The sequence below is a fragment of the Candidatus Mycobacterium wuenschmannii genome (assembly GCF_030252325.1).
GTDB lineage: Bacteria > Actinomycetota > Actinomycetes > Mycobacteriales > Mycobacteriaceae > Mycobacterium > Mycobacterium wuenschmannii.
Window position 1 is genome coordinate 3,516,786 of sequence record NZ_CP126981.1, and the last position, 24,230, is coordinate 3,541,015.

General features: G+C 68.2%; 21 protein-coding genes. 6 read left to right on the top strand and 15 right to left on the bottom strand.

Annotated elements, in window-relative coordinates; genetic code table 11:
• Positions 1-287: 287 nt before the first annotated feature.
• The 5 genes from zomB to glf are packed head-to-tail and all read right to left on the bottom strand — an operon-like array spanning position 288 to position 6,905.
• Positions 288-2,246 (bottom strand): flagellar motor control protein ZomB, encoded by a 1,959-nt coding sequence (gene zomB / locus PT015_RS16900; RefSeq protein WP_285191148.1) that lies wholly within the window; start codon positions 2,244-2,246, stop codon positions 288-290.
• Positions 2,247-2,265: 19 nt separating this feature from the next.
• Entirely contained in the window at positions 2,266-3,171 is a 906-nt protein-coding gene (locus PT015_RS16905) for a decaprenyl-phosphate phosphoribosyltransferase (RefSeq protein WP_285185972.1), read from the bottom strand.
• Positions 3,168-3,707 (bottom strand): phosphatase PAP2 family protein, encoded by a 540-nt coding sequence (locus PT015_RS16910; RefSeq protein ID WP_285185973.1) that lies wholly within the window; start codon positions 3,705-3,707, stop codon positions 3,168-3,170. The genes PT015_RS16905 and PT015_RS16910 overlap by 4 nt, the downstream gene beginning before the upstream one ends.
• Entirely contained in the window at positions 3,688-5,649 is a 1,962-nt protein-coding gene (locus PT015_RS16915) for a glycosyltransferase (protein ID WP_285185974.1), read from the bottom strand. Before PT015_RS16915 ends, PT015_RS16910 begins: the two co-directional genes overlap by 20 nt.
• On the bottom strand, positions 5,646-6,905 hold the full coding sequence (gene glf, locus PT015_RS16920) for a UDP-galactopyranose mutase (RefSeq protein ID WP_390887839.1): 1,260 nt from the start codon (positions 6,903-6,905) through the stop codon (positions 5,646-5,648). The genes PT015_RS16915 and glf overlap by 4 nt, the downstream gene beginning before the upstream one ends.
• Before the next feature lie 221 nt (positions 6,906-7,126).
• Here glf and PT015_RS16925 point away from each other — a divergent pair, with 221 nt between their 5' ends.
• Entirely contained in the window at positions 7,127-7,933 is an 807-nt protein-coding gene (locus tag PT015_RS16925; protein WP_285185978.1) for a hypothetical protein, read from the top strand.
• Positions 7,934-8,199: 266 nt separating this feature from the next.
• Entirely contained in the window at positions 8,200-9,792 is a 1,593-nt protein-coding gene (locus PT015_RS16930; protein WP_390888033.1) for an N-acetylmuramoyl-L-alanine amidase, read from the top strand.
• A 53-nt stretch (positions 9,793-9,845) separates the two neighbouring features.
• On the opposite strand, the gene PT015_RS16935 is transcribed toward PT015_RS16930, so the two are convergent.
• From PT015_RS16935 to PT015_RS16950, 4 genes are read right to left on the bottom strand one after another with little or no spacing between them, the layout of a single operon-like run.
• Complete coding sequence (locus PT015_RS16935) at positions 9,846-10,661, bottom strand: HAD family hydrolase (RefSeq protein WP_285185981.1); 816 nt, start codon at positions 10,659-10,661, stop codon at positions 9,846-9,848.
• The gene (locus PT015_RS16940; RefSeq protein WP_285185982.1) at positions 10,658-11,443 is read right to left on the bottom strand and encodes a lysophospholipid acyltransferase family protein; all 786 of its coding nucleotides are present in this window, start codon (positions 11,441-11,443) and stop codon (positions 10,658-10,660) included. The genes PT015_RS16935 and PT015_RS16940 overlap by 4 nt, the downstream gene beginning before the upstream one ends.
• A gap of 37 nt (positions 11,444-11,480) precedes the next feature.
• Positions 11,481-12,230: a lysophospholipid acyltransferase family protein gene (locus tag PT015_RS16945; RefSeq protein ID WP_285185983.1), complete on the bottom strand. Its 750-nt coding sequence runs from the start codon at positions 12,228-12,230 to the stop codon at positions 11,481-11,483.
• Positions 12,231-12,235: 5 nt separating this feature from the next.
• Positions 12,236-13,003, bottom strand: coding sequence for a lysophospholipid acyltransferase family protein (locus PT015_RS16950; protein ID WP_285185984.1), 768 nt, complete (start codon positions 13,001-13,003; stop codon positions 12,236-12,238).
• A 105-nt stretch (positions 13,004-13,108) separates the two neighbouring features.
• Here PT015_RS16950 and PT015_RS16955 point away from each other — a divergent pair, with 105 nt between their 5' ends.
• Together PT015_RS16955 and PT015_RS16960 are read left to right on the top strand one after the other, a co-directional pair.
• Positions 13,109-14,659, top strand: coding sequence for an MBL fold metallo-hydrolase (locus tag PT015_RS16955; protein WP_285185985.1), 1,551 nt, complete (start codon positions 13,109-13,111; stop codon positions 14,657-14,659).
• On the top strand, positions 14,656-15,009 hold the full coding sequence (locus tag PT015_RS16960; RefSeq protein WP_285185986.1) for a hypothetical protein: 354 nt from the start codon (positions 14,656-14,658) through the stop codon (positions 15,007-15,009). Before PT015_RS16955 ends, PT015_RS16960 begins: the two co-directional genes overlap by 4 nt.
• A gap of 5 nt (positions 15,010-15,014) precedes the next feature.
• Here PT015_RS16960 and PT015_RS16965 read toward each other — a convergent pair whose 3' ends face one another.
• Both PT015_RS16965 and PT015_RS16970 read right to left on the bottom strand, forming a co-directional pair.
• Positions 15,015-16,577 carry a phytoene desaturase family protein gene (locus tag PT015_RS16965; RefSeq protein WP_285185987.1) on the bottom strand — a complete coding sequence of 521 codons (1,563 nt, stop codon included), beginning with the start codon at positions 16,575-16,577 and terminating at the stop codon, positions 15,015-15,017.
• A gap of 35 nt (positions 16,578-16,612) precedes the next feature.
• Positions 16,613-17,236 carry a TetR/AcrR family transcriptional regulator gene (locus PT015_RS16970; RefSeq protein ID WP_285185988.1) on the bottom strand — a complete coding sequence of 208 codons (624 nt, stop codon included), beginning with the start codon at positions 17,234-17,236 and terminating at the stop codon, positions 16,613-16,615.
• Between the two features lie 70 nt (positions 17,237-17,306).
• On the opposite strand from PT015_RS16970, the gene PT015_RS16975 reads away from it, so the two are divergent.
• Entirely contained in the window at positions 17,307-17,804 is a 498-nt protein-coding gene (locus tag PT015_RS16975; protein WP_285185991.1) for a DUF2834 domain-containing protein, read from the top strand.
• Here the strand turns inward: PT015_RS16975 and PT015_RS16980 are convergent.
• The 4 genes from PT015_RS16980 to serS form a co-directional block, all read right to left on the bottom strand.
• Positions 17,780-18,907 carry a GGDEF domain-containing protein gene (locus PT015_RS16980; protein WP_285185992.1) on the bottom strand — a complete coding sequence of 376 codons (1,128 nt, stop codon included), beginning with the start codon at positions 18,905-18,907 and terminating at the stop codon, positions 17,780-17,782. The genes PT015_RS16975 and PT015_RS16980 overlap by 25 nt on opposite strands.
• 102 nt (positions 18,908-19,009) lie before the next feature.
• Positions 19,010-20,146, bottom strand: coding sequence for a GGDEF domain-containing protein (locus PT015_RS16985; RefSeq protein WP_285185994.1), 1,137 nt, complete (start codon positions 20,144-20,146; stop codon positions 19,010-19,012).
• A 104-nt stretch (positions 20,147-20,250) separates the two neighbouring features.
• A complete protein-coding gene (purT, locus tag PT015_RS16990) occupies positions 20,251-21,450 on the bottom strand; it encodes a formate-dependent phosphoribosylglycinamide formyltransferase (protein WP_285185995.1) in 1,200 nt (399 codons plus the stop codon).
• The gene (gene serS, locus PT015_RS16995) at positions 21,447-22,703 is read right to left on the bottom strand and encodes a serine--tRNA ligase (protein ID WP_285185996.1); all 1,257 of its coding nucleotides are present in this window, start codon (positions 22,701-22,703) and stop codon (positions 21,447-21,449) included. The genes purT and serS overlap by 4 nt, the downstream gene beginning before the upstream one ends.
• A gap of 88 nt (positions 22,704-22,791) precedes the next feature.
• On the opposite strand from serS, the gene PT015_RS17000 reads away from it, so the two are divergent.
• Entirely contained in the window at positions 22,792-24,216 is a 1,425-nt protein-coding gene (locus tag PT015_RS17000) for a septum formation family protein (protein WP_390887840.1), read from the top strand.
• Positions 24,217-24,230 lie beyond the last annotated feature (14 nt).

Sequence of the window (24,230 nt, forward strand, 5' to 3'; positions counted from 1 at the left end):
AGCGCGCCGGCCTAGTTGTCCGGCTTCCAACAAGTCTTCGGACCCGCATCGATGCCGGACGGCGCAGCTGTGCTCCCGTAGTCAACCACAACTTGCGGCCCGGACTGACATCGGCGTAGCCGCCGAACCCGTTCCCACCGGCCGCCCACCGCGCTGGGGCGCCTGTGCCCGCGCGGGCTAATTCGCCGGTGAGACGGCGTGTCTGAGATTGCTGGCGACCCGCTCCGGGCCAGCGTGGAGTTGGCGCGGGAATTCGGCCTGAATTGTCCCGACAACTCGACGTTCGGCTAGGGACCGGTCGCGGGCAGCCCGGTGTACGGCGGGGCGCCGGACTCCGGCACCGCCAGGCCGCACCGGATCAGTTCATAGCGCGGGACGCGGTCGATGCGGTAGCGGGTGAACTGCACCGAGTGCAGCAGGTTCGACAGAAAGCGATGCACGCCCATCGGGGCCCGCACCGAGTTCAGCACCTGCTGGGTGCCCTCGCATTTGAGCGCCGCCTCGGCCTGCTGGACGAATTTCTGGTCGAGGTAGCCCGGCACCCCCGGGTACCACTTCACCCACGGCCCGTCGGCGATCACCCAGTCCGGGAACAGGTTCTTGTCGTGGCCGATGCGGCCGTGCTGCAACCGGGCGGTGTGTGCCGCAAGCGGATTCGCCAATCCGATCTGGTCGATCACGCGGACATCGAGAGCGACATTCATCCCGACCATGCCGAGGTTGGTGAAGAACACCGTGTGTGGGCCGTCCTTCGGCAGCGGGGCGTCCTTCGGCGGGATCGGCGGGACCAGATCCCACTGGTCGTAGTTGCCGGACGGCAGCAGCAGCGCGCCTTCGGGAGTGTTGTTGAGCGCCACCAGAACTGCGCGCATCCGCGGGTAGTCGAGGTAGTCGGCGGCGGTCAGCGGGTGCGCGTGACCGGTTGCCTGCGCGTAGAACCGGCGCTCGTCGACGATGCCGGTGTAGGTGACGCGGGTGGCGTCGTCGCCCAGGCCCGGCGAATTGGCCGCCCACAGCGCCCATCCCGCGACCGACATCCACAACGCGCTCACCCCGCCGGCCAACCAGTAGCCGGCCTCGCGGGTCAACCGGGTGCCTTCTGGGAAAACCACCGGCACCACCGCGACGGGTGCGAGCAGACAGAACAGCGGCGCCAACAACACGCGGCCATGCATGAAGTCGCCGCCCTGGCGGATCCAGTACAACGCCTGCAGTAATCCGCTGACCAAGATGAAGACCACGACCGCGGTTGGACTTTGCACCGAGCGGGACCGCGGCGGGGTCGAGGGCACGGCCGCTTTGTTGCTGGAGCGTCTGCGGGCGGTCGCCCACAACACCAGGCCCAACGCGCCGAGCAGCAGCAGCGGCACCCACAGCGCGTAGGGCCCGTTGAAGTTCGTCAGGTAGACCAGGCCCTGCGACCACTTGTCGCCACCGGCGTCCTTGGCCAGCGCGGTGCCGGGAAACAGCAAGCCGTAGTAGCCCATTCGGAAGATCTGGTAGCCCACCGGCAGCAGGCCGCCGGCCACCACGATCTCCAGCCGGCGCCGGCCGTCGCGGGTTGCGATCAGCATCATGATCAGCGCGCCGCCGCCGATCAGCGCCAATTCCGGGCGCACCAGCACGCTGAGGCCGCCGACGACCGCGAGCGCGAGCGTGAACACCCGCCCGGATGAATCAACCCGGCCCGGCAGTCGGCCCTTCTTGGCCTGCGACCAGCAGACCATCATCCACCAGAGCAGCCCGAGATAGGCCATCACCAAACCACTTTCGAGGCCGGAGGTGGCGAAGTCACGCGCCGGCGGCACCGCGATGTAGACCAGTGCACCGGCCGGCAGCATGATCGCGCGGCGACCCACCAGGCTCGGCGCGAACAGCCGCCCGGTGCCCAGCATCAGCATCGCGAGCCCGAGCAGGCTCAGTCCGAGCGCCAACGCCAGCGCCACGTACTCCAGCTGCAGTGGCCTGGTCAGCGCGCTGACCGCATAGGTCAAATAGGTCCACACCACCGATGTGTTGGCCTCGACGCGTTCGCCCTGATTGAACACCGGGCCGTTGCCCGCCAACAGGTTTCGCACGGTGCGCAACACGATCAGGCCGTCGTCGGCGATCCAACGACGCTGCCAGGCACCCCAGCCGAAGAGCACCGCGACCACTCCGACGCTTACCCACAGACTGGCCCGGACCGTGATGTCGTACGGGAATGCCACTCGGCCGACCGACGACCACGCCGGCCAGCGCAGCATCCGGGCCCTGGGCGCGACCTCAGCCGAAGAAGACTGCGACACCAACGGTTCCGATCAAGGCGAGAAACAGCACCTGCAACACCCGGTCGCGCAGCGCGATGTCTTCGGGTTCGCCCGCCAGACCGCCGTCGACGTCCACCGCGTAGCGCAGGATCGCGATCGTGAACGGCACCATGGACACCGCGAACCAACCGGCCCTGCCGTGGTCACGCTCGAAGGCCCACAACCCGTAGCAGACGACCACGGCGGTCGCCGACATCGTCCAGACGAATCGCAGGTACGTGCTGGTGTAGCTCTCCAGCGACTTGCGGATGCTCGCGCCGGTGCGCTCGGCCAACTGCAGTTCCGCGTAGCGCTTTCCGGCCGCCATGAACAACGAGCCGAAGGCCATGGTCAACAGGAACCATTGCGACAGATGGGTATTGGTGGCCGCGCCACCGGCGATCGCGCGGATCAGATACGCCGACGAGACGATGCTGATGTCGATCACCGCTTGGTGCTTCAGGCCGAAGCAGTAGCCCAGCTGCATGCCGATGTAGACGGCCATCACCAGCGCCAGGTTGGGGGTGAGCCAGTACGCGATGCCCAGCGACAACACGGCGAGCACCACCGCCAGTGTGTAGGCCAGCCACGGGGACACGACGCCGGCGGCGATCGGCCGGAAGCGCTTGGTCGGGTGCTGCCGGTCGGCCTCGACGTCGCGGACGTCGTTGATGAGATAGATCGACGAGGCGCCGAGGCTGAACACCACGAACGCCACCGTGATCTGGAGCAGCACGTCGCGGTAGTTGTAGTGGGCGTCGGCGCCCCACGCAGCCAGCGGCGCGGCCAGCACTAGGACGTTCTTCACCCACTGCCGCGGGCGCATCGCCTTGATGACGCCGACGACCAAGTTGGCCGGGGGCCCGGCCACCTTCTCGCTCATCTCGCGCTCCACCTGTCGTCTGCCCAACTCGTGGCGGCCGCGACGGCGGCCCCGACTGCGACACCGGTGGCCACGTCGCTGGGATAGTGCACGCCGAGCAGCACCCGGGAGAGCGCCATCGGCGGGACCAGCATGACAGGCAGCGGCAGGCCGGTGGCCCGGGCCAGCAGAATGGCGGCAGCGGTGGTCGACGTGGCGTGCGCGGACGGGAAGCTCAGGCTGCTCGGGGTGCCGACGTTGACGGCAACGGCGGGGTGGTGCGGACGCGGGCGCCGGACGATCCGCTTGATCACCACGGCGGCGGCGTGCGCGGCGAACGCCCCGACACCGGCGCGTATCCAGTTGCGGCGGTTGGCCGGTTGCGCGGCGGCGCCGATCGCCGAGACCGCCAACCAGCCGAGGCTGTGCTCGCCGAAGTGGGACAGGGCCCGCGCGATGGCCAGCGCGCCGGGGCGATCCGCCAGCGCCGACTGAACGGCGACCAGGACGGCCACTTCGCCGCCCGGCGACGCCGACTCAGCCGTGGTGTCGGCCATTGCCAGCCGCGTTGCTCTGGGTCGGCAGCAGTACCGTCTCCCACTTCTCCTTGCTGGTGAGCTCCGGCAGCGCGGCGCGGTAGACGCGGCGCATCTCGTCGAAGCGGCTCAACAGCTTGCGCTGGCGCCGCAGCGACTGCCACAGCAGCGCGAACATCTTGTCCCGATCGCGCTGGCGGTAGACCGCGCCGCGGCCGTCGGCCGTCGTCACGGTTGCGCCGTCGAGCATGGCCAGCCGGAACCAGCGCGCGTCCTGGGTCGGCACGTTCAGCTGTGGGCGCTGATGATGTTGCGGCGCAGTCTTTTTCAGCTGGTGCAGGGATCCGCGGATCAGCCGGTAGCCGATCGAGAGCGGGTGCACCGGCGGCTTCATCTCGTAGTTGCGCTGCGACGGCTCGGGCAGCGCGTCCGAGGACGGCAAGACGACGGCGTCGGGGAATTCCTTGCGCAACTTGTGCACCGCGGGCAGACCGGACTCGAGGATCGAGAAGATGTGCTCCGGGCCGGACAGGAAGTCGTCGATCGCCTTGTTCTGGATGGCGACCGTCGAATACTCAAGGCAGGACAGGTGTTTCAGCGTTGCCTTGAAGTGGCTGCGGACCAGACCCTTGACGTCGCCGTCCCAGTGCAGGGCCGCCACCACCAGCCGGTTGCGCAGGTGGAAGTAGGCCTGCCAGTCGATGGCGTCGTCCTTGTCGCTCCAGGCCATGTGCCAGATCGCCGCGCCGGGCAGCGTCGCGGTCGGGTAGCCGTGCTCGGCCGCCCGCAGGCCGTAGTCGGCGTCGTCCCACTTGATGAACAGCGGCAACGGCTGACCGAGTTCCTCCGCGACCTGCCGCGGGATCATGCAGGTCCACCAGCCGTTGTAGTCGACGTCGATGCGACGGTGCAGGAGCTGGCTGCGAGGGTTGTTGTCGCTCAACGGGAATTCGGCGAAGTCGTGGTCGTATTCGGTGTACGGCGCCGCGGTCCACATGAAGTTCGCCCGGTCCACGATCTCGCCCATGATGTGCAGGTGCGACGGCTCCTGCAGGTTGAGCATCTGCCCGCCGACCAGCATCGGCGCCTTCGCGAAGCGGTGCATCGCCAGGATTCGCAGCACGGTGTCCGACTGCAGTTCGATATCGTCGTCCATGAACAGGATCTGTTGGCAGTCAGTGTTTTTGAGCGCCTCGTACATCACCCGGCTGTATCCGCCGGAGCCGCCGAGGTTGGGCTGGTCGTGGATGACGAGCCGATCGCCCAGCGGCGCGGCGGCCGCGGCGAAGTCGGGGTGGTCGCGGACCTTGGAGGTGCCCTGGTCCGGCACTATCACCGCGCCGATCACCTTGTCCACCAACGGGTCCGCGGTGAGCTCGCGCAGGGCGTTGACGCAGTCGTTGGGCCGGTTGAAGGTCGGGATGCCGATCGCGACGTTAGCGACGCCCGGCGCGGGCTGGTCGGAGTACCAGCCGGCGCTGCGCAGCGTCACCTCTGAGCCGGTGGTGATGTCGAACCAGATCCAGCCGCCGTCCTCGAAAGGTGCCAGGCTGACCTGGAATTCGAGCACGGCCGGGTCGCCGCCCGTCGAGGCGAAGTCCTTGCCCTCGACGAAGATGCGGGCACCGGTGGCCTTGGTGCGGTAGACGTCGACGCGGCCCTGGCCGGTGAGTTCGGTACGCAGCACCACCGAAGTGCAGGTGGTCCACCGCCGCCAGTAGCTCGCCGGGAACGCGTTGAAGTAGGTCGCGAACGACACCTGGGACTCGGGGCCGATCTGCAGCGAGGTGCGGTCGCCGGCATGGGCGCGGCGCGAATTCGTCTTCGACTCTTCGAGATAGAGCTTGCGCACGTCGAGGGGTTCGCCCGGGCGCGGCAGGATGACACGCGCCAGCAGGCTCACCGCCTTGCTGTGCTCGTCGGAAGCGGCGGGGCTCACGTCGGTGACGGCTGGCTTGGTCATCTTCCTCTGCTGTTCTCGTCCAGCGGCGCGCCGTCGCGCAGGTGCGGGGCCAGGACGTTGTCGTACATGTTCAGTGCGCTGGCGATCGCCATGTGCATGTCGAGATACTGGTAGGTGCCGAGTCGGCCACCGAAAAGCACCTTGGCCGAGGCGGTTTCGTTGGCGGCCCGGGTCCGGTAGGCGGCGAGCAGCGCGCGGTCAGCCTCGGTGTTGATCGGGTAGTACGGCTCGTCGTCGTGCTCGGCGAAACGGGAGTACTCCCGCATGATCACCGTCTTGTCTGCCGGGTAGTCCCGCTCGGGGTGGAAGTGCCGGAACTCGTGGATGCGGGTGTACGGCACGTCCGCGTCGTTGTAGTTCATCACCGGGGTGCCTTGGAAATCGCCCGTCGACAGCACGTCCATCTCGAAATCCAGTGTGCGCCAACCCAGGTGGCCATCGGCATAGTCGAAGTAGCGATCCAGCGGGCCGGTGTAGACGACCGGGGCGTCCGGGCTGTCGGCACGCAACTCGTCGCGCACGTCGAACCAGTCGGTGTCCAGCCGGACCTCGATGCGGTCGTCGGCCGCCATGTTTTGCAACCACGCGGTGTAGCCGTCGACCGGCAGGCCCTCGTAGGTGTCGTTGAAGTAGCGGTTGTCGAAGGTGTAGCGGACCGGCAACCGGGTGATGTTGGCGGCCGGCAGTTCCTTGGGATCGGTCTGCCACTGCTTGGCGGTGTAGTGCTTGACGAACGCCTCGTACAGCGGACGGCCGATCAGTGAGATCGCCTTCTCCTCGAGGTTCTGCGCGTCCTCGGTCTTGATCTCGGTGGCCTGTTCGGCGATCAGCGCACGCGCCTCGTCGGGGCTGAAGTAGCGGCCGAAGAACTGCGACACCAGGCCCAGTCCCATCGGGAACTGGTACGCCTGGCCGTCGTGCATGGCGAAGACGCGGTGCTGGTAGCCGGTGAACTCGGTGAACTGGCGCACGTAGTCCCACACCCGCTTGTTGGAGGTGTGGAAGAGGTGGGCACCGTACTTGTGCACCTCGATGCCCGTCTGCGGCTCGGCCTCGGAGTAGGCGTTCCCTCCGATGTGCGGCCGCCGGTCGACGACGAGGACGCGCTTACCGAGCTGGGTGGCAACGCGCTCGGCGACCGTCAGGCCGAAAAAGCCGGAGCCGACGACGAAGAGGTCAAAGCGTGTAGAAGCGGCAGTCATCGGTTGCCTAGGGTATCGGACTGCGGGACCGTCGCCCGTTTGGCGCGTGGGCATGGCCGCGACGAGGCGCACCGCAAGCCCGATTACCGGCGTGGCGAGTAACGATTGGGCGATTTTTGGTGACGAAAGTCGCGATTGGTTCACGGTTTGATCTCGTCACTCCAGTAACAACATCCACGTAAGTAACATCGCTCCTGTGTCCGAATAAGCACTAGTCAGACACCGTGAGCGCCCCCGGCGATCACGAAACCGCAGTCCAGATTGAGGAGACTTCCGTGCCGAACCGACGTCGACGCAGGCTCTCGACAGCCACGAGCGCGTTCGCCGCTCTGGCGGTCGCGAGTCCTTTTGCTTACATCGCTGTTTGCGACCTGACCGCCAAGCCAGCACCCCAGCACCACGAGTTCGTTCGGGCCGCGTCCATGACCGACCTGCCCGGCGAGCTGATGGGCGCGCTGACCCAGGGCCTGTCCCAGTTCGGGGTCAGCCTGCCGCCGATTCCGAGCCTGACGGGTGCCACCAGTCCTGACGCGTCGTCCCTGCCGGGCTTCGCGAGCCCCGGCCTGGGCTCACCGGCTCTGACCAGCCCCGGCCTGACCTCGCCCGGTCTCACCTCGCCGGGCCTGACGTCACCTGGGTTGACCACCCCCGGCCTGACGTCACCTGGGTTGACCACTCCCGGCCTGACGACTCCGGGCCTCACGCCCGGTGCCGCCACCACCCCCGGCCTGACCACGCCCGGGTTGACCAGCCCCGGTCTGACTCCGGGGTTGACCAGCCCGAACGCCTTCGACCCGACGACGGGCGCCGGCGGCTTGGGCGCACCGGGCGAGTTGCCGATCAGCGACCCGGTCGGGCTGGACCCGGCGAGCGGTACCTACCCGATCCTGGGTGACCCGTCTCTCGGCGCCGCGCCGGCCCCGAGCGGAGGCCTGGTCAGCGACATGATGGGTGCGGCCAACCAGCTGGGCGCCGGTCAGGCGATCGACCTGCTCAAGGGCATGATCCTGCCGCAGTTGCAGAACGCGGCACACGGTGCGGCGGCCCCGGTGCCTCCGCCGCCGGCGGCGCCGATTCCCTGATCGAACGCACGGCCTCGGATTTTCCCCCGAAACGGCACCGTAGAAGTGGGACCCCGGCCCAGCCGGGGCAACCCAAACTCTGCGGTGCCGTGCCGTGCGTGGCGAGAGTGCATGTACTGACACCGTTACCCGCGATGTACCCCGCCAGTTCAATCTCGGCGCACAGGGCTAATCACTTTGTTCACTTAAGTAGCGTGTCGAACCAATTGCACCACTAGACCCATACGTAACATCGGGTCGTGCCGTCCCGCCGCCCAGCGCCGACGATGTTGTTCACCGCGATCGCGGCGACCGTCGTCCTCTTGCCGTTGGCGGTCGGTTCGACGGGCGACCGCGACGACCATCCCGCGAGCGTCGCGGACACTCACCTCGCGCAGCAGCCGCTGGTAGGGCTCGGCGGCGGCGTCACCGTCCGCGAAATCAGCCAGGCCACAACGTTTTCGATGGTCGCGCTCACCGGCGGCGACCTGACCGGGACGTCGGCCCGGGTGCGCGCCCGCCGCGCCGACGGCTCGTGGGGCAAGTGGTACGCGACCGAGACGCTGCCCGCCCGCGGCGACGGCCCGGCGGCCCGGCCGCGGGGCACCGACCCGGTGTTCGTCGGGGCCACCACCACGGTGCAGATCGCGGTCAGCCGCCCAGCGGGCGCGCCGACGACGTCGGCGCCGAAGACCGCGCCGGCCCCCGATCTCGGCTACATTCCGGCGACCTCGGAACAGCCACTGGCGCAGAACATTTCGGCCATCCTGATATCACCGCCGCAGGCACCCGCCGATACGCAGTGGAACCCGCCGACGGCGATCATCGCGCCCGGCCAGGCACCGGCGATCATCGCCCGCCCGCAGTGGGGCGCGGACCCCGCGGTGCATTGCGGCAACCGGCCGTTCGACCAGCCCATCCGCGCCGCGGTGGTGCATCACACCGCCGAGAGCAACGACTACCAGCCCCAGGACTCGGCGGCGATCGTGCAGTCGATCTGGGCGTATCACACCCAGATCCTGGGCTGGTGCGACATCGCCTACAACGCGCTGGTGGACAAGTACGGCCAGGTCTTCGAGGGCCGGGCCGGCGCGCTGCTCGGGCCGGTGCAGGGCGACCACACCGGCGGGTTCAACCGGGAGGCGTGGGGGGTGGCGATGATCGGCAACTTCGACGACATCGCACCCACGCCGATCCAGCTGCACACCACCGGTCGGCTGATCGGCTGGCGGCTCGGCATGGACCACGTCGACCCGCGGGGCACGGTCCCGTTGGCGTCGGAAGGCGGCGAGAACACCAACTTCCCCTTCGCCGCCGTCGCGACCCTGCCGACCGTCTTCGCCCACCGCGACGTCGGGGCCACCGACTGCCCGGGCAACGTCGCCTACGGGCTGCTCGACGAGATCCGCGACACCGCAGCGCATTTCAGCGGCCCGCCGCGGCCCGAGGACCTCGCGCTGGCGCTGCAGGGCGGTGCCATCTTCGACCGCTGGCAGGCCATCGGCGGCGCTAGCAGCATGCTGGGCGCACCGACGTCACCCGAAGCGACGGGCAATGGCGAGTCCCGCTACGTCACCTTCGAGCGCGGCGCGATGTACTGGTCGCCAGAGACCGGCCCGCAGTCCGTCACCGGCGCCATCTACGACGCGTGGGCTTCGCTCGGCTACGAGCGCGGCGCCCTGGGACTGCCCACAAGCTCGGAAATCCAAGAGCCGCAATGGGTCAAGCAGAACTTCCAGCACGGCACGCTGAACTTCAACCGGGTCAGCGGGCGCGTCACCCGCGTGGCCGACGGCGTGGTCGAGGAGCTTCCGCCCCCGACCGCCAGTGGACCGCCCGTGCAGGTGGAGCGGTTCTCGCCGGTGGGTCCGGCCGTCTAGTTGGGGACCAGCGACACGGTCAGATGCGCCGTGGCGTTACGCCGTCCGGCGGCTTACAGCCACCAGCGCTCGAGCACCCGGGCCACCCCGTCGTCGGCGTTGGTCGTGGTGACCTCGTCGGCTGCGGCCAGCGCGTCCGGGTGGGCGTTACCCATCGCCACCCCGAGGCCCGCACGCAGCAGCATCGGCACGTCGTTGGGCATGTCGCCGAACGTGACCCAGTCGGCCTCTGGAATGCCGAGCGGTCCAGCGATTTCCGCGATGCCGTTGGCCTTGTTGACCCCGAGCGGCACGATCTCGATCAGCCCGTTATTGGTCGAGTAGGTGATGTCGCCCTGCACCCCGACATGGGCGAGCAGCGCGGCGGCCATGTCCGCGCTGCGCGCGCCGGCCTTGCGTACCAGCAGCTTGATCGCGGGCGCGCTGAGCAGGTCCTCGATCGACACCTCGGTGTTGTCGGGGTTGAGCCACGCATGCTCGTAGCCCGGGGAGCTGACGAACTGTGGGGTTGCCGCGTCGTGGGCGCTCTCTCCCACCCGTTCGACCGCCAATCCGGCGCCGGGAATGACCCGGGTGGCGATCTCGGCCAGCTCGCACAAAGCCACGACGGGCAGCGTCTTGGCGGACAGCACCCGGTCGGTCTCCGGGTCGTAGATCACCCCGCCGTTGGCGCACACCGCGATGGGCGCGAATCCGAGCCCGTCGACGACCGGTGGAATCCACCGCGGCGGGCGACCGGTGGCCAGGACGAACAGCACGTTGGCGTCAACGGCGGCACGCACGGCATCCCGGGTGCGGGGGGTGACCTCTTCGTGCTCGTTGATCAGGGTGCCGTCGACATCGCTTGCAACCAGAGCGGGCAGGGTCAATGCGAACCGCTCTGACCCTGGCCCGGGCGGGTGACGCCGTCGGTGCCGAACTTCTCCATGCGGCCCTTGAGTTCGCTGAGGCGGATCTTCTGCGAATCCTCCCGCGTCGGCGCGGTGCCGCCGAGGCGACGCGGCACCCAGAACTCGCCCTCGGGGTGCGGATACTCCTCCTGCACCTGGTACAGCAACTCGTTCATCGCCCGGCGTAGCGTCACGTTGAGTTCGTCCGCCGTCCCGTGCGGCGGCAACGGTTGACCGACTGCGACGGTGATCGGAATCTTGTTACGGAACAACTTCTTTTCGTGGTCCTTGGGCCAGATCCGGTGCGCGCCCCAGACGATGACCGGGATGATCGGCACCTGCGCGGCCAGCGCCATCCGGGCCGCCCCGGTCTTGAATTCGCGAAGCTCGAAGCTACGGCTGATGGTGGCCTCGGGGTGCATGCCGATCAGCTCACCCTCGCGCAACCGCTCGACCGCGGTGTCGAACGCGTCGTGGCCGTCGCGGCGGTCCACCGGGATCAGCCGGGCGTGCTTGATGACGTAGTTGACCGCTTTCACGTCGGCCATCTCGGCCTTGATCATGAAGTACATCCGGCGCTTGCGCTCGCGGGCCGCGAACAGCGGCGGCAGCCAGTCGAGGTAACTGGTGTGGTTCTGGGCGAGCAATGCTCCGCCGCGCTCGGGGATGTTCTCCAACCCGCGGAAGGTGAACTTCGTCCCGTTCATCGCGACAACCGGCGGTACGACCCACTCTCCGAACCGGTAGAACGGCTCTGGCATGGCGGTCGCTCCTTCTATCCCTTTGCTGTCAGCCGCGTCAGGGGCTGCGCTCCGCCCGCTTGCGTGCGCGCTCGGCTTTTTCAGTGTCCTCAATAATTTTTGCCTCCGCTACCGTAGGTGCGCCGCCGCCGAGTCGCTGCGGAACCCAGAAAGCGCCTTCGGGGTGCGGATAATCCTCTTGAACGCGATGTAGCAGTGACGTCATTCCCTCGCGTAGCGCGGCGTCGAGTTGCTCGACGTCACCCGACGGCGGTAGCGGCGGCCCGGCCGCGACGGTCACCGGGATCTTGCGGCGACCGATGTCGCGGGGATGGTCCTTGGTCCAGATCCGCTGGGCGCCCCAGACGATCAGCGGGACTATCGGTACCTGGGCCTCCAGCGCCATCCTGGCCGCGCCGTTCTTGAACTCCTTGAGCTCGAAGCTGCGGCTGATGGTCGCCTCCGGCATCACGCCGACGATGTCGCCGTCCCGCAGTCGCCGCACGGCTTCGGCGTAGGAGTTCGATCCGGCGCCCCGATCCACCGGGATGTGCTTGCAGTGCTTGATCAGGAAGTTGACGAACTTCACCTGCTGCAACTCGGCTTTGAGCATGTAGCGGGCATGCCGCCCCCGGACCACCGCGGCCAGACCGGCGGGCACCCAGTCGACGTAACTGGTGTGGTTGATCGCGAGGACCGCGCCGCCGACGCGCGGAATGTGTTCCAGGCCTTGGTAGGTGATCTTGGTGCCGGTGGCCGCGACAAGGGCCTTGGCTGTGACGGCAACCGCGCTGTAAACCGGCTCCATCGCGGTTACTCGGAGTGATCCGCCTTGCGGGCGGCCCTCGCTGCTGCGCGCTGGCTGGCTTCCTCGGCGTCCAGTTGGGCGGCCTCCGCCAGGGTGGGCGCGCCACCGCCGAGCCGGTGAGGCACCCACCATTCGCCGGCCGGATGAGCCGGGTACAGGTCCTGCGCCTGCTGCAACAGATGCTCCATGCGGGAGTGCAACAGCGCCGTCAGCTCCGGCGCCGGCAACGTCGGCTGGATCGGCTCGCCGACCAGCATCACGATGGGCACCTTGGGCCGGAACATGTTCTTCGGGTGGTCCTTGGTCCAGATCCGCTGGGCGCCCCAGACGATGTGCGGAATGATCGGCACGCCCGCCTCGATCGCCATGCGGGCTGCGCCGGACTTGAATTCCTTGATCTCGAAGCTGCGGCTGATCGTTGCCTCGGGGTAGACGGCGACGAGCTCGCCGGCTTTGAGCCGGTCGACGGCGGCCTCGTAAGACGCGGCGCCGCTGGCCCGGTCCACCGGGATGTGCCGGCAGCCCCGCATGATCGGCCCGGTGATCTTGTTGTCGAAGACTTCCTGCTTCGCCATGAACCGGACCTTGCGCTTGCGGTGCTGCTTGAAGGCGGGCAGCCCGGCCAGGGTGAAGTCGAAGTAGCTGGTGTGGTTGATGGCGATGACCGCGCCGCCCTCAGGAATGTTCTCCTGACCGACGACGGTGAACTTCAGCCCCTGCACCCGCCACGTCAGACGCACCAGCGCGATCACTGTCCCGTATACCGGTTCCACGGTGCTCAAGCCTAGTGTTCGCGCCTCCTCGCCTCTAGCGGGTCGGTTGATTCCTGGCCGCCCGCTAAACTCGGGGCGGTAGAGGATCGCAACCAAAGGGTGTCAGTGCAGGTCACAAGCGTCGGTCACGCCGGCTTTCGGATCGATACGCCGGCCGGCAGCATTCTCTGCGATCCCTGGGTCAACCCGGCGTACTTCGCCTCATGGTTCCCGTTCCCGGACAACAGCGGCCTGGACTGGGACGCCCTCGGCGACTGCGATTATCTGTACGTCTCGCACCTGCACAAGGACCACTTCGACGCGAGGCTGCTCACCGAGCACGTCAACAAAGACGCCGTGGTGCTGCTGCCGGACTATCCCGTGCCGGACCTGAAGAACGCGCTGCAGCTGCTCGGGTTTCATCGGTTCTTCGAAACCACCGACTCGGTGAAGCACCGGCTCAGCGGCCCCAAGGGCGAGCTGGACATCATGATCATCGCGCTGCGGGCGCCCGCCGACGGCCCGATCGGCGACTCCGGGCTGGTGGTCAGCGACGGGGCCACCACGGCGTTCAACATGAACGACGCCCGCCCGGTCGACTTGGACGTGCTGGCCTCGGAATTCGGCCACATCGACGTGCACATGCTGCAGTACTCCGGGGCGATCTGGTACCCGATGGTCTACGACATGCCGGCGCGGGCCAAGGAGACATTCGGCATCCAGAAACGGCAGCGCCAGATGGACCGCTCGCGCCAGTACATCGCGCAGGTCGGCGCGACGTGGGTGATCCCGTCGGCCGGCCCGCCGTGCTTCCTGGATCCCGAGTTGCGTGACCTCAACGACGACCACGGCGATCCGGCCAACATCTTCCCCGATCAGGCCGTGTTCCTCGACCAGTTGCGCCGCAACGGTCACGACCACGGCCTGCTGATGATGCCCGGGTCGTCGGCGAATTTTATTGGTTCACAACTGGATTCGCTCCAGCATCCGCTACCGGACGGCCAGGTCGAGGCGATTTTCACCACCGGCAAGGCGGACTACATCGCCGACTACGCCGCCCGGATGGAACCGGTGCTGGCCGCCGAGAAGGCGCAGTGGGCGCCCGCCTCCGGCGATCCGATGCTCGAGGCTCTGCGCGCGAAGTTCGAACCGATCATGCTGGCCGCCGACGAGATCTGCGACGGCATCGGCTATCCGGTCGAACTGGTGATGGGCGCCGAACGGGTCGCGTTGGACTTCCCGAAACGCACTGTGCGCGAGCCGATTCCCGACGAAAAGTTCCGTTATGGGTTCGCCATCCCGGCGGAGCTGGTGCGGACGGTGCTGCGCGACGACGAGCCGGACTGGGTCAACACCATCTTCCTGTCCACCCGGTTCCGGGCCTGGCGGGTCGGCGGCTACAACGAATACCTCTACACGTTCTTCAAGTGCCTCACCCCCGAGCGGATCGCCTACGCCGACGGCTGGTTCGCCGAGACCCACGACGATTCCGCGTCGATCACCATGGACGGCTGGGAGATTCAGCGGCGCTGCCCGCACCTGAAGGCGGACCTGTCGAAGTTCGGCATCATCGAGGGCAGCACGCTGACCTGCAACCTGCACGGCTGGCAGTGGAACCTGGAGAACGGGCGCTGCCTCACGGCGCGCGGCCATCAACTGCGGAGCGCACGCCAATGAGCCCGGACTCCTACGACTCATACGATGACGGCCTCGTTCAGCTGGACCGCGAGGCGATCACCCTGCGGCGCTACCACTTTCCGTCCGGCACGTCGAAGATCATTGCGCTGCAGCATGTTCGTGGCTACAGGCGCGAGTCGCTCGGCCTGGTCCTGCACCGGTTCCGCATCTGGGGGAGTTCGGACCTGCGCCGCTGGCTGCCGCTGGACATCGGTCGGCCGTTCCGGTCGACGCTGATCACGCTGGACGTGCCGGGCACCCGGCCCAGCCCGGCGTTCACGCCGACCGACGCAGATGCGTTCACCACGCTGCTCGACCGCCTACTCGACGACCGCGGCCAGCGGCTGTAACGGCGTTACCGCCCCGCGTCGGCCAGCGCCTGCACCGCGGCGTTGTAGCCGGGGATGAACGTGATGCCCGGCCCACCGTGACAGCCGGTGCTTGCCAGATAGAGCCCTTCAACCGGAAGCGGTTGTCCGATATAGCCTTTGGGGCCCGGCCGGTTGGGCCCGATCTGGTTGGCGTGGTAGAGGCCGTGACAGTAGTCGCCGCCGGGGGCCCCGAACATCACCCCCATGTGCTTGGGCGTGAAGGTGGTGTGCCGGCCGATGCTGCGCTCGAAGTTGGGTGCCAGCCGATTGATCTTGTCGATCACCCGCTGCCCCATTTCGACTTTCGCGGCGCCGTAATCGACGTCGCCTTCTACCGGGAACCACAGCGCGAACGCCGATGCGGCGTGCTTGCCCGGCGGCGCCAGGTCGGGATCGTTTTGCGACGGCACCTGGAAGACGACAGTCGGGTCGGCGGGGACGATCCCGCGCCGGCAGTCCTCCCACTGCTGCTGCACTTCTTCCGGCGTCGAGAAGATGCCGATTGAGGCCTGCATGCTCGGCTCGTTCAGCATCTCGTAGGGCGCCACGAACTCCGGGGCCTCGTCGAGGGCGAAATGCATCTGAATGTAGCTGCCGCGGTGGTCGATTCGCGCATAGCGCGAGCGAATGTCGGCCGGCACAGTCGCGGGATCGAGGAGGTCGTTGACGGTCAGGTCGGGCGCCAGTGCGGAGATGACGATCGGCGCGGTGACGGTGTCACCCGCCTCGGTGCGCACCCCGCCGACACGACCGTCGTCGGCCAGGATCCCGGTGACCTTGGTGCGCAACCGGACCTCACCGCCGTCGCGCTCGAGAGTGTCGACCAAATGCCGGGTGAGCGCGCCGATTCCGCCACGCAGCTTCTTCATCTGCATGGTGTCGCCATCGGGCACGCCCAAGCCGAACGCGAGCGCGGCGGCGCTTCCCGGGGTGGCCGGCCCGCGGTAGAGCGTGTTGACGGCGAGCACGGTCATCGAACCGCGCAGCGCGGCATGCTTCTCGCGGTCGGGCAGATAGCGATCCAGGATGTCGGTGACCGAGCCGAACAGCATCTCGTCGATCGCCGAGCGCTCGAATTCGTTGGTGGCACAGGCATACATCTCGTCGAGCGTCTTCGGCGGCACGCCGGCCTCGAATCGGCCCAGGGCCCGCGTCGGCGCCATCGCCCAGGCCATCAGGCCGGCCATGCCGTTGACCGCCTCGGCCCCGTGCACCTCGTTGAGATGAGTGAACAGCTTGATCGGGTCGCTGTACTGGACCATCGGGTCGTCGCCGACTCCGCGCAGCGCGACCGACATCACGTCCAGGTCGATGGTCGGAATCGCTTCCAGCCCAAGCTTTTCGCGGACGATCGGCGCGGTGGGAAACTGCACCGACCCGGCGATCTCGAAGTGGTAGCCATCGAACAACTCCACCGTCGACGCCATTCCGCCGGCGTACAGCTTCGATTCCAGGCAGAGCGTGCGCAGGCCGGCCTGCTGCAGGAGCACCGCCGCGGCCAGGCCGTTGTGCCCGGCGCCGATCACGATCGCGTCGTAGTCGCTCATCTGAGCAGGCTGGCAGGGATGCGATGTTTTGTCAATTATGACGAAACTTGGCCCGACCATGACTCGGTGATGCCGGCCCGCAGCGTCTCCAGCGCCAGATGGCAGACCCGGGCCAACTCTCCGAGCGACCGGTCGCCCCCGAGCATCCAGGACTCCATCGCACCGAACACCCCGGCCGCGATGCACCGCGCCACCACCGTGCAGCGCACCTTCTCGTCGGGCGTCGGATCGGCTGCCGAGCTTCGACGTTGCAACTGCGCCGCGATCGCGTCGGCGAAGTCCGCCTGCACTTCGGCGATGTGCCGGACGATGCGGCCCGGGTCGATCTCGTGATCACGCAGGGTGGCGATTTTCGCCACGGCGTCAACGTCATACGGAAACGCGAAGATCGCCGCCTGCACCGAGTCGACGATCGGTTCGTCGGCCGGCCGGTCGTTCAGCGCGGCGCGAAACCAGTTCAGCCCGGTGTAGTCGGCGAACAGCAGGTCGTGTTTGGACGAGAAGTGTCGGTAGAAGGTTCGCAGTGTCACGCCGGCGTCCGCGGCGATCTGCTCGGCCGAGGTGTCCTCGACGCCCTGCGCGAGAAACCGCACCAGCGCCGCCTGGCGCAGCGCCTCGCGGGTGCGCTCGCTGCGCGCCGTCTGCGCGGGCCGGATCATCGTTGTAAATTACCCCAGAATTGTTATGTCAATATTGACAAAACTTCGGAGCCGGGGTGAGACTGCGGCGATGGTCTCGCTTCTCACCCACGCAATCCTCGGCCTCGCGGTGATCGCCTGGATCGTCACCTCGAACCGGCAGGTCTTCTCGGGCGTCACCGGCGGCGGGCTGTTCTCCCCGCTGGAGGCGCTGTACTACGTGATCGGTATCGCCTCGATCGGGCTGGGCTGGTACTTCAACATCCGCTTCGTGCAGGAGTATTCGCAGGGCTCGACGAACCCGCTCTGGGGTGAGCACGGCAGCTGGGCGGAATACATCCGGCTGATGTTCACCAACCCGGCGGCCAGTTCCGCGAGCCAGGACTACACGATCGCCAATGTTGTTTTGCTGCCGTTGTTTACGATTACCGACGGCTATCGCCGTGGGCTGAAGCGGCCGTGGCTGTACTTCGTGTCCAGCCTGTTCACCAGCTTCGCGTTCGCGTTCGCGTTCTACTTCGCCACCATGGAGCGCCAGCACCGGCACGCACAGGCCGGTCAGGTTCAGGCGCTGACGCCGTCGCGGTAGTCGTCCTCGGCGAAGCTCGCCAGCGGCGGCGGCAGCGGCCATTCGTGGTGTCCCGCTTGGTTTCCGCCGCGACGCTTGGCGCGATACATCGCGGCGTCCGCGGCCGCGATCAGTTCGATGAGTAGGTCGCTGCGGCTGCCGGTGCGATACGCCGGGTGTATGCCGGCCGTGCCGATGCTGGCGGTGATGCCGAACGGTAGCGCGGCGATCTCCTCGCAGAGTTGCTGCGCCCGCCGGTCGACTTCGTCGGGGCGCCAGATGTCGGCGATCACGAACTCCTCGCCGCCCGAGCGGCCGATTACCGCGGTGTCGTCGGTGGTGTCGCGCAGCGCGCGGGACACCGAGACCAGGGCGTCGTCGCCGGTGCTGTGTCCGTAGTTGTCGTTGAGTTGCTTGAAGCGATCCAGGTCGATCACCGAGACCACGACGTAGGCCTGCTGTTCGCCGCCCTGCTCGAGGCACGCCTTGGCGCGGCGATGGAATGCGCGACGGGTGAACAGACCGGTCAACTGGTCGCGTTCGGCGCGTACCGCGTCATGACCCAGAACGTGTACGACAACCTGCACACCGAACGGGACGGCAAGGTTCAACAACAGCAGCAGCGAATAGGCACAGACCGCCACGACGAGTCCCGGGCCCTGCGCGATCCGGAAGCCCTCGATCGCGCCGATTACGCCGGCGATCGTGAAGTTGTAGGCCATCAGCCACGCCCGGTGGAAGAGCGCGATATAGGTGGCCAGCGTCCCGAACGTCGCGCAGGTCATCATCGCGACCAGCGGGTCGCTCTGGGCCAGCGCGATCAGCGCGATGCAGGCGCTGGACAGCAGCGCGAACCAGATCGCCGTCTTGCGAGCCGGCCAGCGCGTCGCCCACAGCACGCAACCGATCGCCGCCCCGACGCAGGACACCATCGCGCACGCGAGCTCGGCCACGGAGTCGGGCCCGGTCGGGGTGAACGTGGTGCCGAGCGCGACGACCGACAAGCCACCCGCGATGATCGCGACGGTGATGCGGGTCAGCGTGTCCATCCCGCGGGCGGCGAGGTGCGCGCTCAGCCGGTCATAGTGATCGGTCTGGCGCCACCACTGACTGACCCACCCCATCGCGCTCTCACCTGGTTCGGACCGGCAGCCCCGGCCTGTGTGCAGGACGCTCGGTCACAAGATGATAAGGCAGCCGGGAAGGCCCGGCCGGACTTTGCTGCGCTACGCGGTGAGCTCGTCGCTGACGTAGCCGCCGGGCTCCGCGGGGAAATCGGACAACGGCGGCGGCAGTGGCCATTCATGATGACCGGCACGGTTACCGCCGTCGCGTTTGGCGACGTACATGGCCGCGTCCGCCGCAGCGGTGAGCTCGACGAGCAAGTCGCCGGCGCTACCGGTGCGGTACGCGGGATAGCTGCCGGCGGTGCCGACGCTGGCCGTGATGCCGAACGGCAGCGCGGCAATGACCTCGCAGAGTTGCTGAGCCTTGCGGCCGACGTCGTCCGGATGCCAGCTGGCGGCGATCACGAACTCCTCGCCGCCCGCCCTGCCGATCACGGCGGCGTCGTCGCTGGAATCACGCAACGCCCGCGCGACGGAGACCAGCGCGTCATCCCCGGTGCTGTGCCCGTAGCTGTCGTTGAGCTGTTTGAAGCGGTCCAGGTCGATCACCGAGACGACGACGTAGGCCTGCTGTTGCGTCGCGCGCTCGACGCAGGCCAGCGCGCAGCGCTGATAGGCGTGCCGCGTCAGCAGCCCGGTGAGCTGATCCCGCTCGGCGAGCAGCGCGTCGGTGCCCAGCACGTGCGCGACGGTCTGGATGCCGAACGGCGTCGCCAGGTTCAGCATCAGCAGCAGTCCGTAGGCGCACACGGCGGCGACGAGGTTGTACTGCTGGGCCACCCGCGCCGCTTCGACGAGACCGGTACCCGCGGCGATGGCCAGGTTGAGCAGCATCACCCAGGCGGCGTGGAACAGCGCGATGTAGCTGGCCAGCATCGCGAGCGGGGTGAGGGTCAGCACGGCCATCAGTGGATCGTGTTGGGCGAGAGCGACGATCGCGATGCTGACGCTGGACAGCAACGCGAACCGGATCGCCTGGGCCCGTGTCGGCCACCGGCGCACGAACGCCGACGCGCCCAGTGCCGCACCCAGGCAGGCCGCGACCGCGCAACCCCGTGCGACCTCACCCCGCGGGCCGCCTGGAATCCACAGCGTCCCAAGGGCCATCAGCGCCAGGCCGGCCGCGATGCCGCCGGTCGTCGCGCGGGTGAGCGCCTCGACTTTGCGGGCGGCGAGCAGTGCACTGACGTGGTTGTAGTGGTCTGGCTGCCGCCACCAGAAACTGAACCAACCCATCGCGCTTACCCGTACCCATCAACGCGGTTGCCCGGCCGCCGCACTTTCGACGGCCGCCGAGAAGCATAAAGCAGCAGGTAGCGGCGCGACCGGGGTTTGGCGGCTCAGATCTCGCGCGGCCGGACCCGGCTCGCCGCCTCGACGGCGTTGCGCCGCGCGGTGTCCACGTTCTCGTCGTAGGCCAGCGCCACGCCCATGCGCCGCGTGGCGAAGCTTTCCGGTTTGCCGAACAGCCGCAGGTCGGTGCGCGGCACGCGCAGTGCGTCGTCCACGCCGTCGAAGACCACGCCCGCGGCGTCCACGCCGCCGTAGATCACCGCGCTCGCCCCCGGCGTCTTGTGTGACGTGTCGACCGGAAGGCCGAGGATGGCCCGGGCATGCAACTCGAACTCGTTCTGCCACTGGGTGATCATCGTGACCATGCCGGTGTCGTGCGGGCGCGGGCTGACCTCGCTGAACCACACCTGGTCGCCCTTGACGAAAAGCTCGACGCCGAAAACTCCCTGTCCGCCAAGGCTTTCTGTAACGGTGCGGGCGATGCTCTGCGCGTTGTCGAGCGCGGCGGCGGGCATCGGGTGTGGTTGCCAGCTCTCCACGTAGTCACCGCTGACCTGTCTGTGCCCGATCGGCGCACAGAACTGGGTGGCCACCACACCGTCCGAGCCGAGCGCACGGACGGTCAATAGTGTTATCTCGTAATCGAAGTCGACGAAACCCTCGACGATGACGCGGCTGTGGCTGACTCGCCCGCCGGCCATCGCATAGGCCCACGCCGCCTCGACATCGTCGGGCCCGTCGAGCTTGCTCTGACCCTTGCCGGAGCTACTCATCACCGGCTTGACGACGCAGGGATAGCCGACCGCGTCGGCGGCCGCCTGGACTTCGGCCTGCGAGTCGCAGAACCGGTACGGGCTGGTGGGCAGCCCGAGCGTCTCGGCGGCCAACCGCCGGATGCCCTCGCGGTCCATGGTCAGCCGGGCCGCCAAGGCGGTGGGGATCACCCGCACGACGCCGGCCTCTTCCAACTCCTGCAGCACCTCGGTCGCGATGGCCTCGATCTCGGGCACGACGATGTCCGGCCGTTCGGTCTCGATCAGCGCCTTGAGCTGGTCGGGTTCCGACATCGCGATAGTCCGGGCATGGTGGGCGACCTGCTGCCCCGGTGCGTTGTCGTAGCGGTCGACGGCGATGGTCTCCACGCCGAGGCGCTGCAGCGCGATCACCACCTCGCGCCCGAGTTCGCCGGCACCGAGCAGCATGACCTTGGTCGCATGCGGCGACAGCGGGGTTCCGATGCTGGTCAACGCGGTTCCAGCACCTCGGTCCCGACGAACGGGACCAGTGCGGCGGGGACGCGCACGCTGCCGTCGGGTCGCTGGTGGTTCTCCAGGATGGCGACCAGCCAGCGGGTGGTGGCCAGGGTGCCGTTCAGCGTCGCCGCGGTCTGCGGCTTGCCGTTCTCGTCGCGGTAGCGGGTCGCGAGCCGGCGGGCCTGGAAGGTGGTGCAGTTCGACGTCGAGGTCAGCTCGCGGTAGGCCTGCTGGGTCGGCACCCACGCCTCGCAGTCGAACTTGCGCGCCGCCGACGAGCCGAGATCGCCTGCGGCGACGTCGATCACGCGATACGGCACCTCGATGCGGGCCAGCATCTCGCGCTGCCAGCCCAGCAGCCGCTGGTGCTCGGCCTCGGCGTCGGCGGGATTGCAGTAGACGAAGCCTTCTACCTTGTCGAACTGGTGCACCCGGATGATTCCGCGGGTGTCCTTGCCGTAGCTGCCGGCTTCCCGACGAAAACACGACGACCAACCGGCGTAGCGCAGCGGCCCGCCGGAGAGGTCGAGGATCTCGTCGGAGTGGTAGCCGGCCAGCGGAACCTCCGACGTTCCGACGAGGTACAGGTCGTCGGCTTCGACCCGGTAGATCTCGTCGGCGTGCGCGCCGAGGAACCCGGTCCCGGACATTACTTCCGGCCGCACCAGGACGGGCGGGATCATCGGGGTGAAGCCGTTGTCGGCGGCCAACCGGATCGCCATGTTCAGCAGACCCAGCTGCAGCAGCGCGCCCTGGCCGGTGAGGAAGTAGAACCGCGACCCGGACACCTTGGCGCCGCGTTCCATGTCGAGCAGGCCGAGCGCCTCACCGAGTTCGAGGTGGTCCTTGGGGTGGTCGATCGCGGCCGGTTCGCCGACGCGCTCGAGTTCGACGAAGTCGTCCTCCCCGCCGGCGGGGACGCCGTCGATGATCACGTTGGAGATCGCCATGTGCGCGGCGGTGAACGTGGCCCCGGCCTCGGCCTGCTGCGCCTCCGCCGACTTCACCTGCTCGGCAAGCTCTTTCGCCCGCGCGAGCAGCGTCGGCCGCTGCTCGGGAGTCGCCTTGCCGACGTCTCGGCTGGCGGCCTTCTGTTCGGCCCGCAGCGAGTCCGCTGCCGCGATCGCCGACCGGCGTGCGGAGTCCGCCGTCAGCAGCGTGTCGACCAGCGTCGGGTCCTCGCCCCGCTTCTGCTGAGACTCGCGCACGGCGTCGGGATTGTCCCGGAGGAACTTCAGGTCGATCACGGGCTAGAACCCTACGCGGTGGCCGTCGACCCACGGCAACCATTTCACTTCTGTAACAGCCGTCACGTAACGGAGTTCGCCTGTCAGAATGGAGGCGATGTGGCATCACTCCGATCACGACGAGCACGACGCTGACGAGGCGGCCGTCGACGACGCCCCGAAGCGTCGCCGGCCGCGCGTGGAGTTCCTCAGCTCGTTGAACGGGACGCTGCAGGCCTCGGCAACCAGACGGGCGCTGCTGCTCACCGCGCTGGGCGGTCTGCTGATCGCGGGCCTGGTCACCGCGCTGCCGATCGGCGGCGGGCCCGGCCGGCTGGCCGGCTACATCGACCCAGTCCCGCCGACGGGCGCCAAGGGCAACGACGCGTTCAATCGGGCGGCCAGCGGTAACTGCCTGATGTGGCCGGACCGGATGCCCGAGGCCGCCAACGTCGTCGACTGCAAGGACGAACACCGCTTCGAGGTCGCCGAGTCGATCGACATGCGGACCTTCCCCGGCTCGGAATACGGCCCGTCGGCGCCGCCACCGACCGCCACCCGGATCGAGCAGATCAGCCAGGAACAGTGTGAGTCGGCGGTCCGCCGCTACCTGGGCGCCAAGTTCGACCCGAACAGCAAGTTCGTCATCAGCATGCTCTGGTCGGGCGACAAGGCGTGGCGGCAGTTCGGCGAGCGCCGGATGCTCTGCGGCCTGCAACTGCCGGGCGCCGGCAACCAACAGGTCGCGTACAAGGGCAAGGTCGCCGACGTCGACCAGTCGAAGGTCTGGCCGGACGGCACCTGCCTGGGCATCGACCCCGCCACCAACCAGCCCACCGACATTCCGGTCGACTGCGTCGCGCCGCACGCGATGGAGGTCACCGGCACGGTCAACCTGCTGGCCCGATTCCCCGAAGGCCTGCCGCCCGAGCCCGAGCAGGACGCCTTCATCAAGGACGCCTGCACCAAGCAGACCGACGCCTACCTCGCGCCGGTGCAGTTGCGCAGCACCACGCTGACGCTGATCTACAGCACCCTGTCGCTGCCCAGCTGGTCGGCCGACAGCCGGGAGGTGGCCTGCAGCATCGGCGCGACGCTCGGCAACGGCGGCTGGGCCACGCTGCTGAACAGCGCCAAGGGTGCGCTGAAGATCAACGGCCAATCGCCGGTGCCGCCGCCGGACATCCCGCAGGAGCGGCTCAACCTGCCGCCGATCCCGACCGGACCGAACGCCCCGGAGCCGAGCGGCGGAGGGGCCGCGTCGACCGGGTCCAACGGCTCGTCCAACTCATCGGGCTCGAACGGTTCGTCGGGATCGTCGGGGTCCAGCAGCCAGCGACAGGGCAACCAGCATCTGCCGGGCCAGCAGGCACCCGCACCGCAGTCGCCGGCACCGCAGCAGCCGGCACCGCAGCAGCCGGCACCGCAGCAACCCCCGCCCGAGGGCCCGGCCCCTCAAGAGGGGACGCCGCCGGGTGGTCCCCAGGCCCAGCCGCCCGGGCCGGAACCGCAGGGCCCTGCGCCGGGGCAGTAACCCGGTGGCCGTCA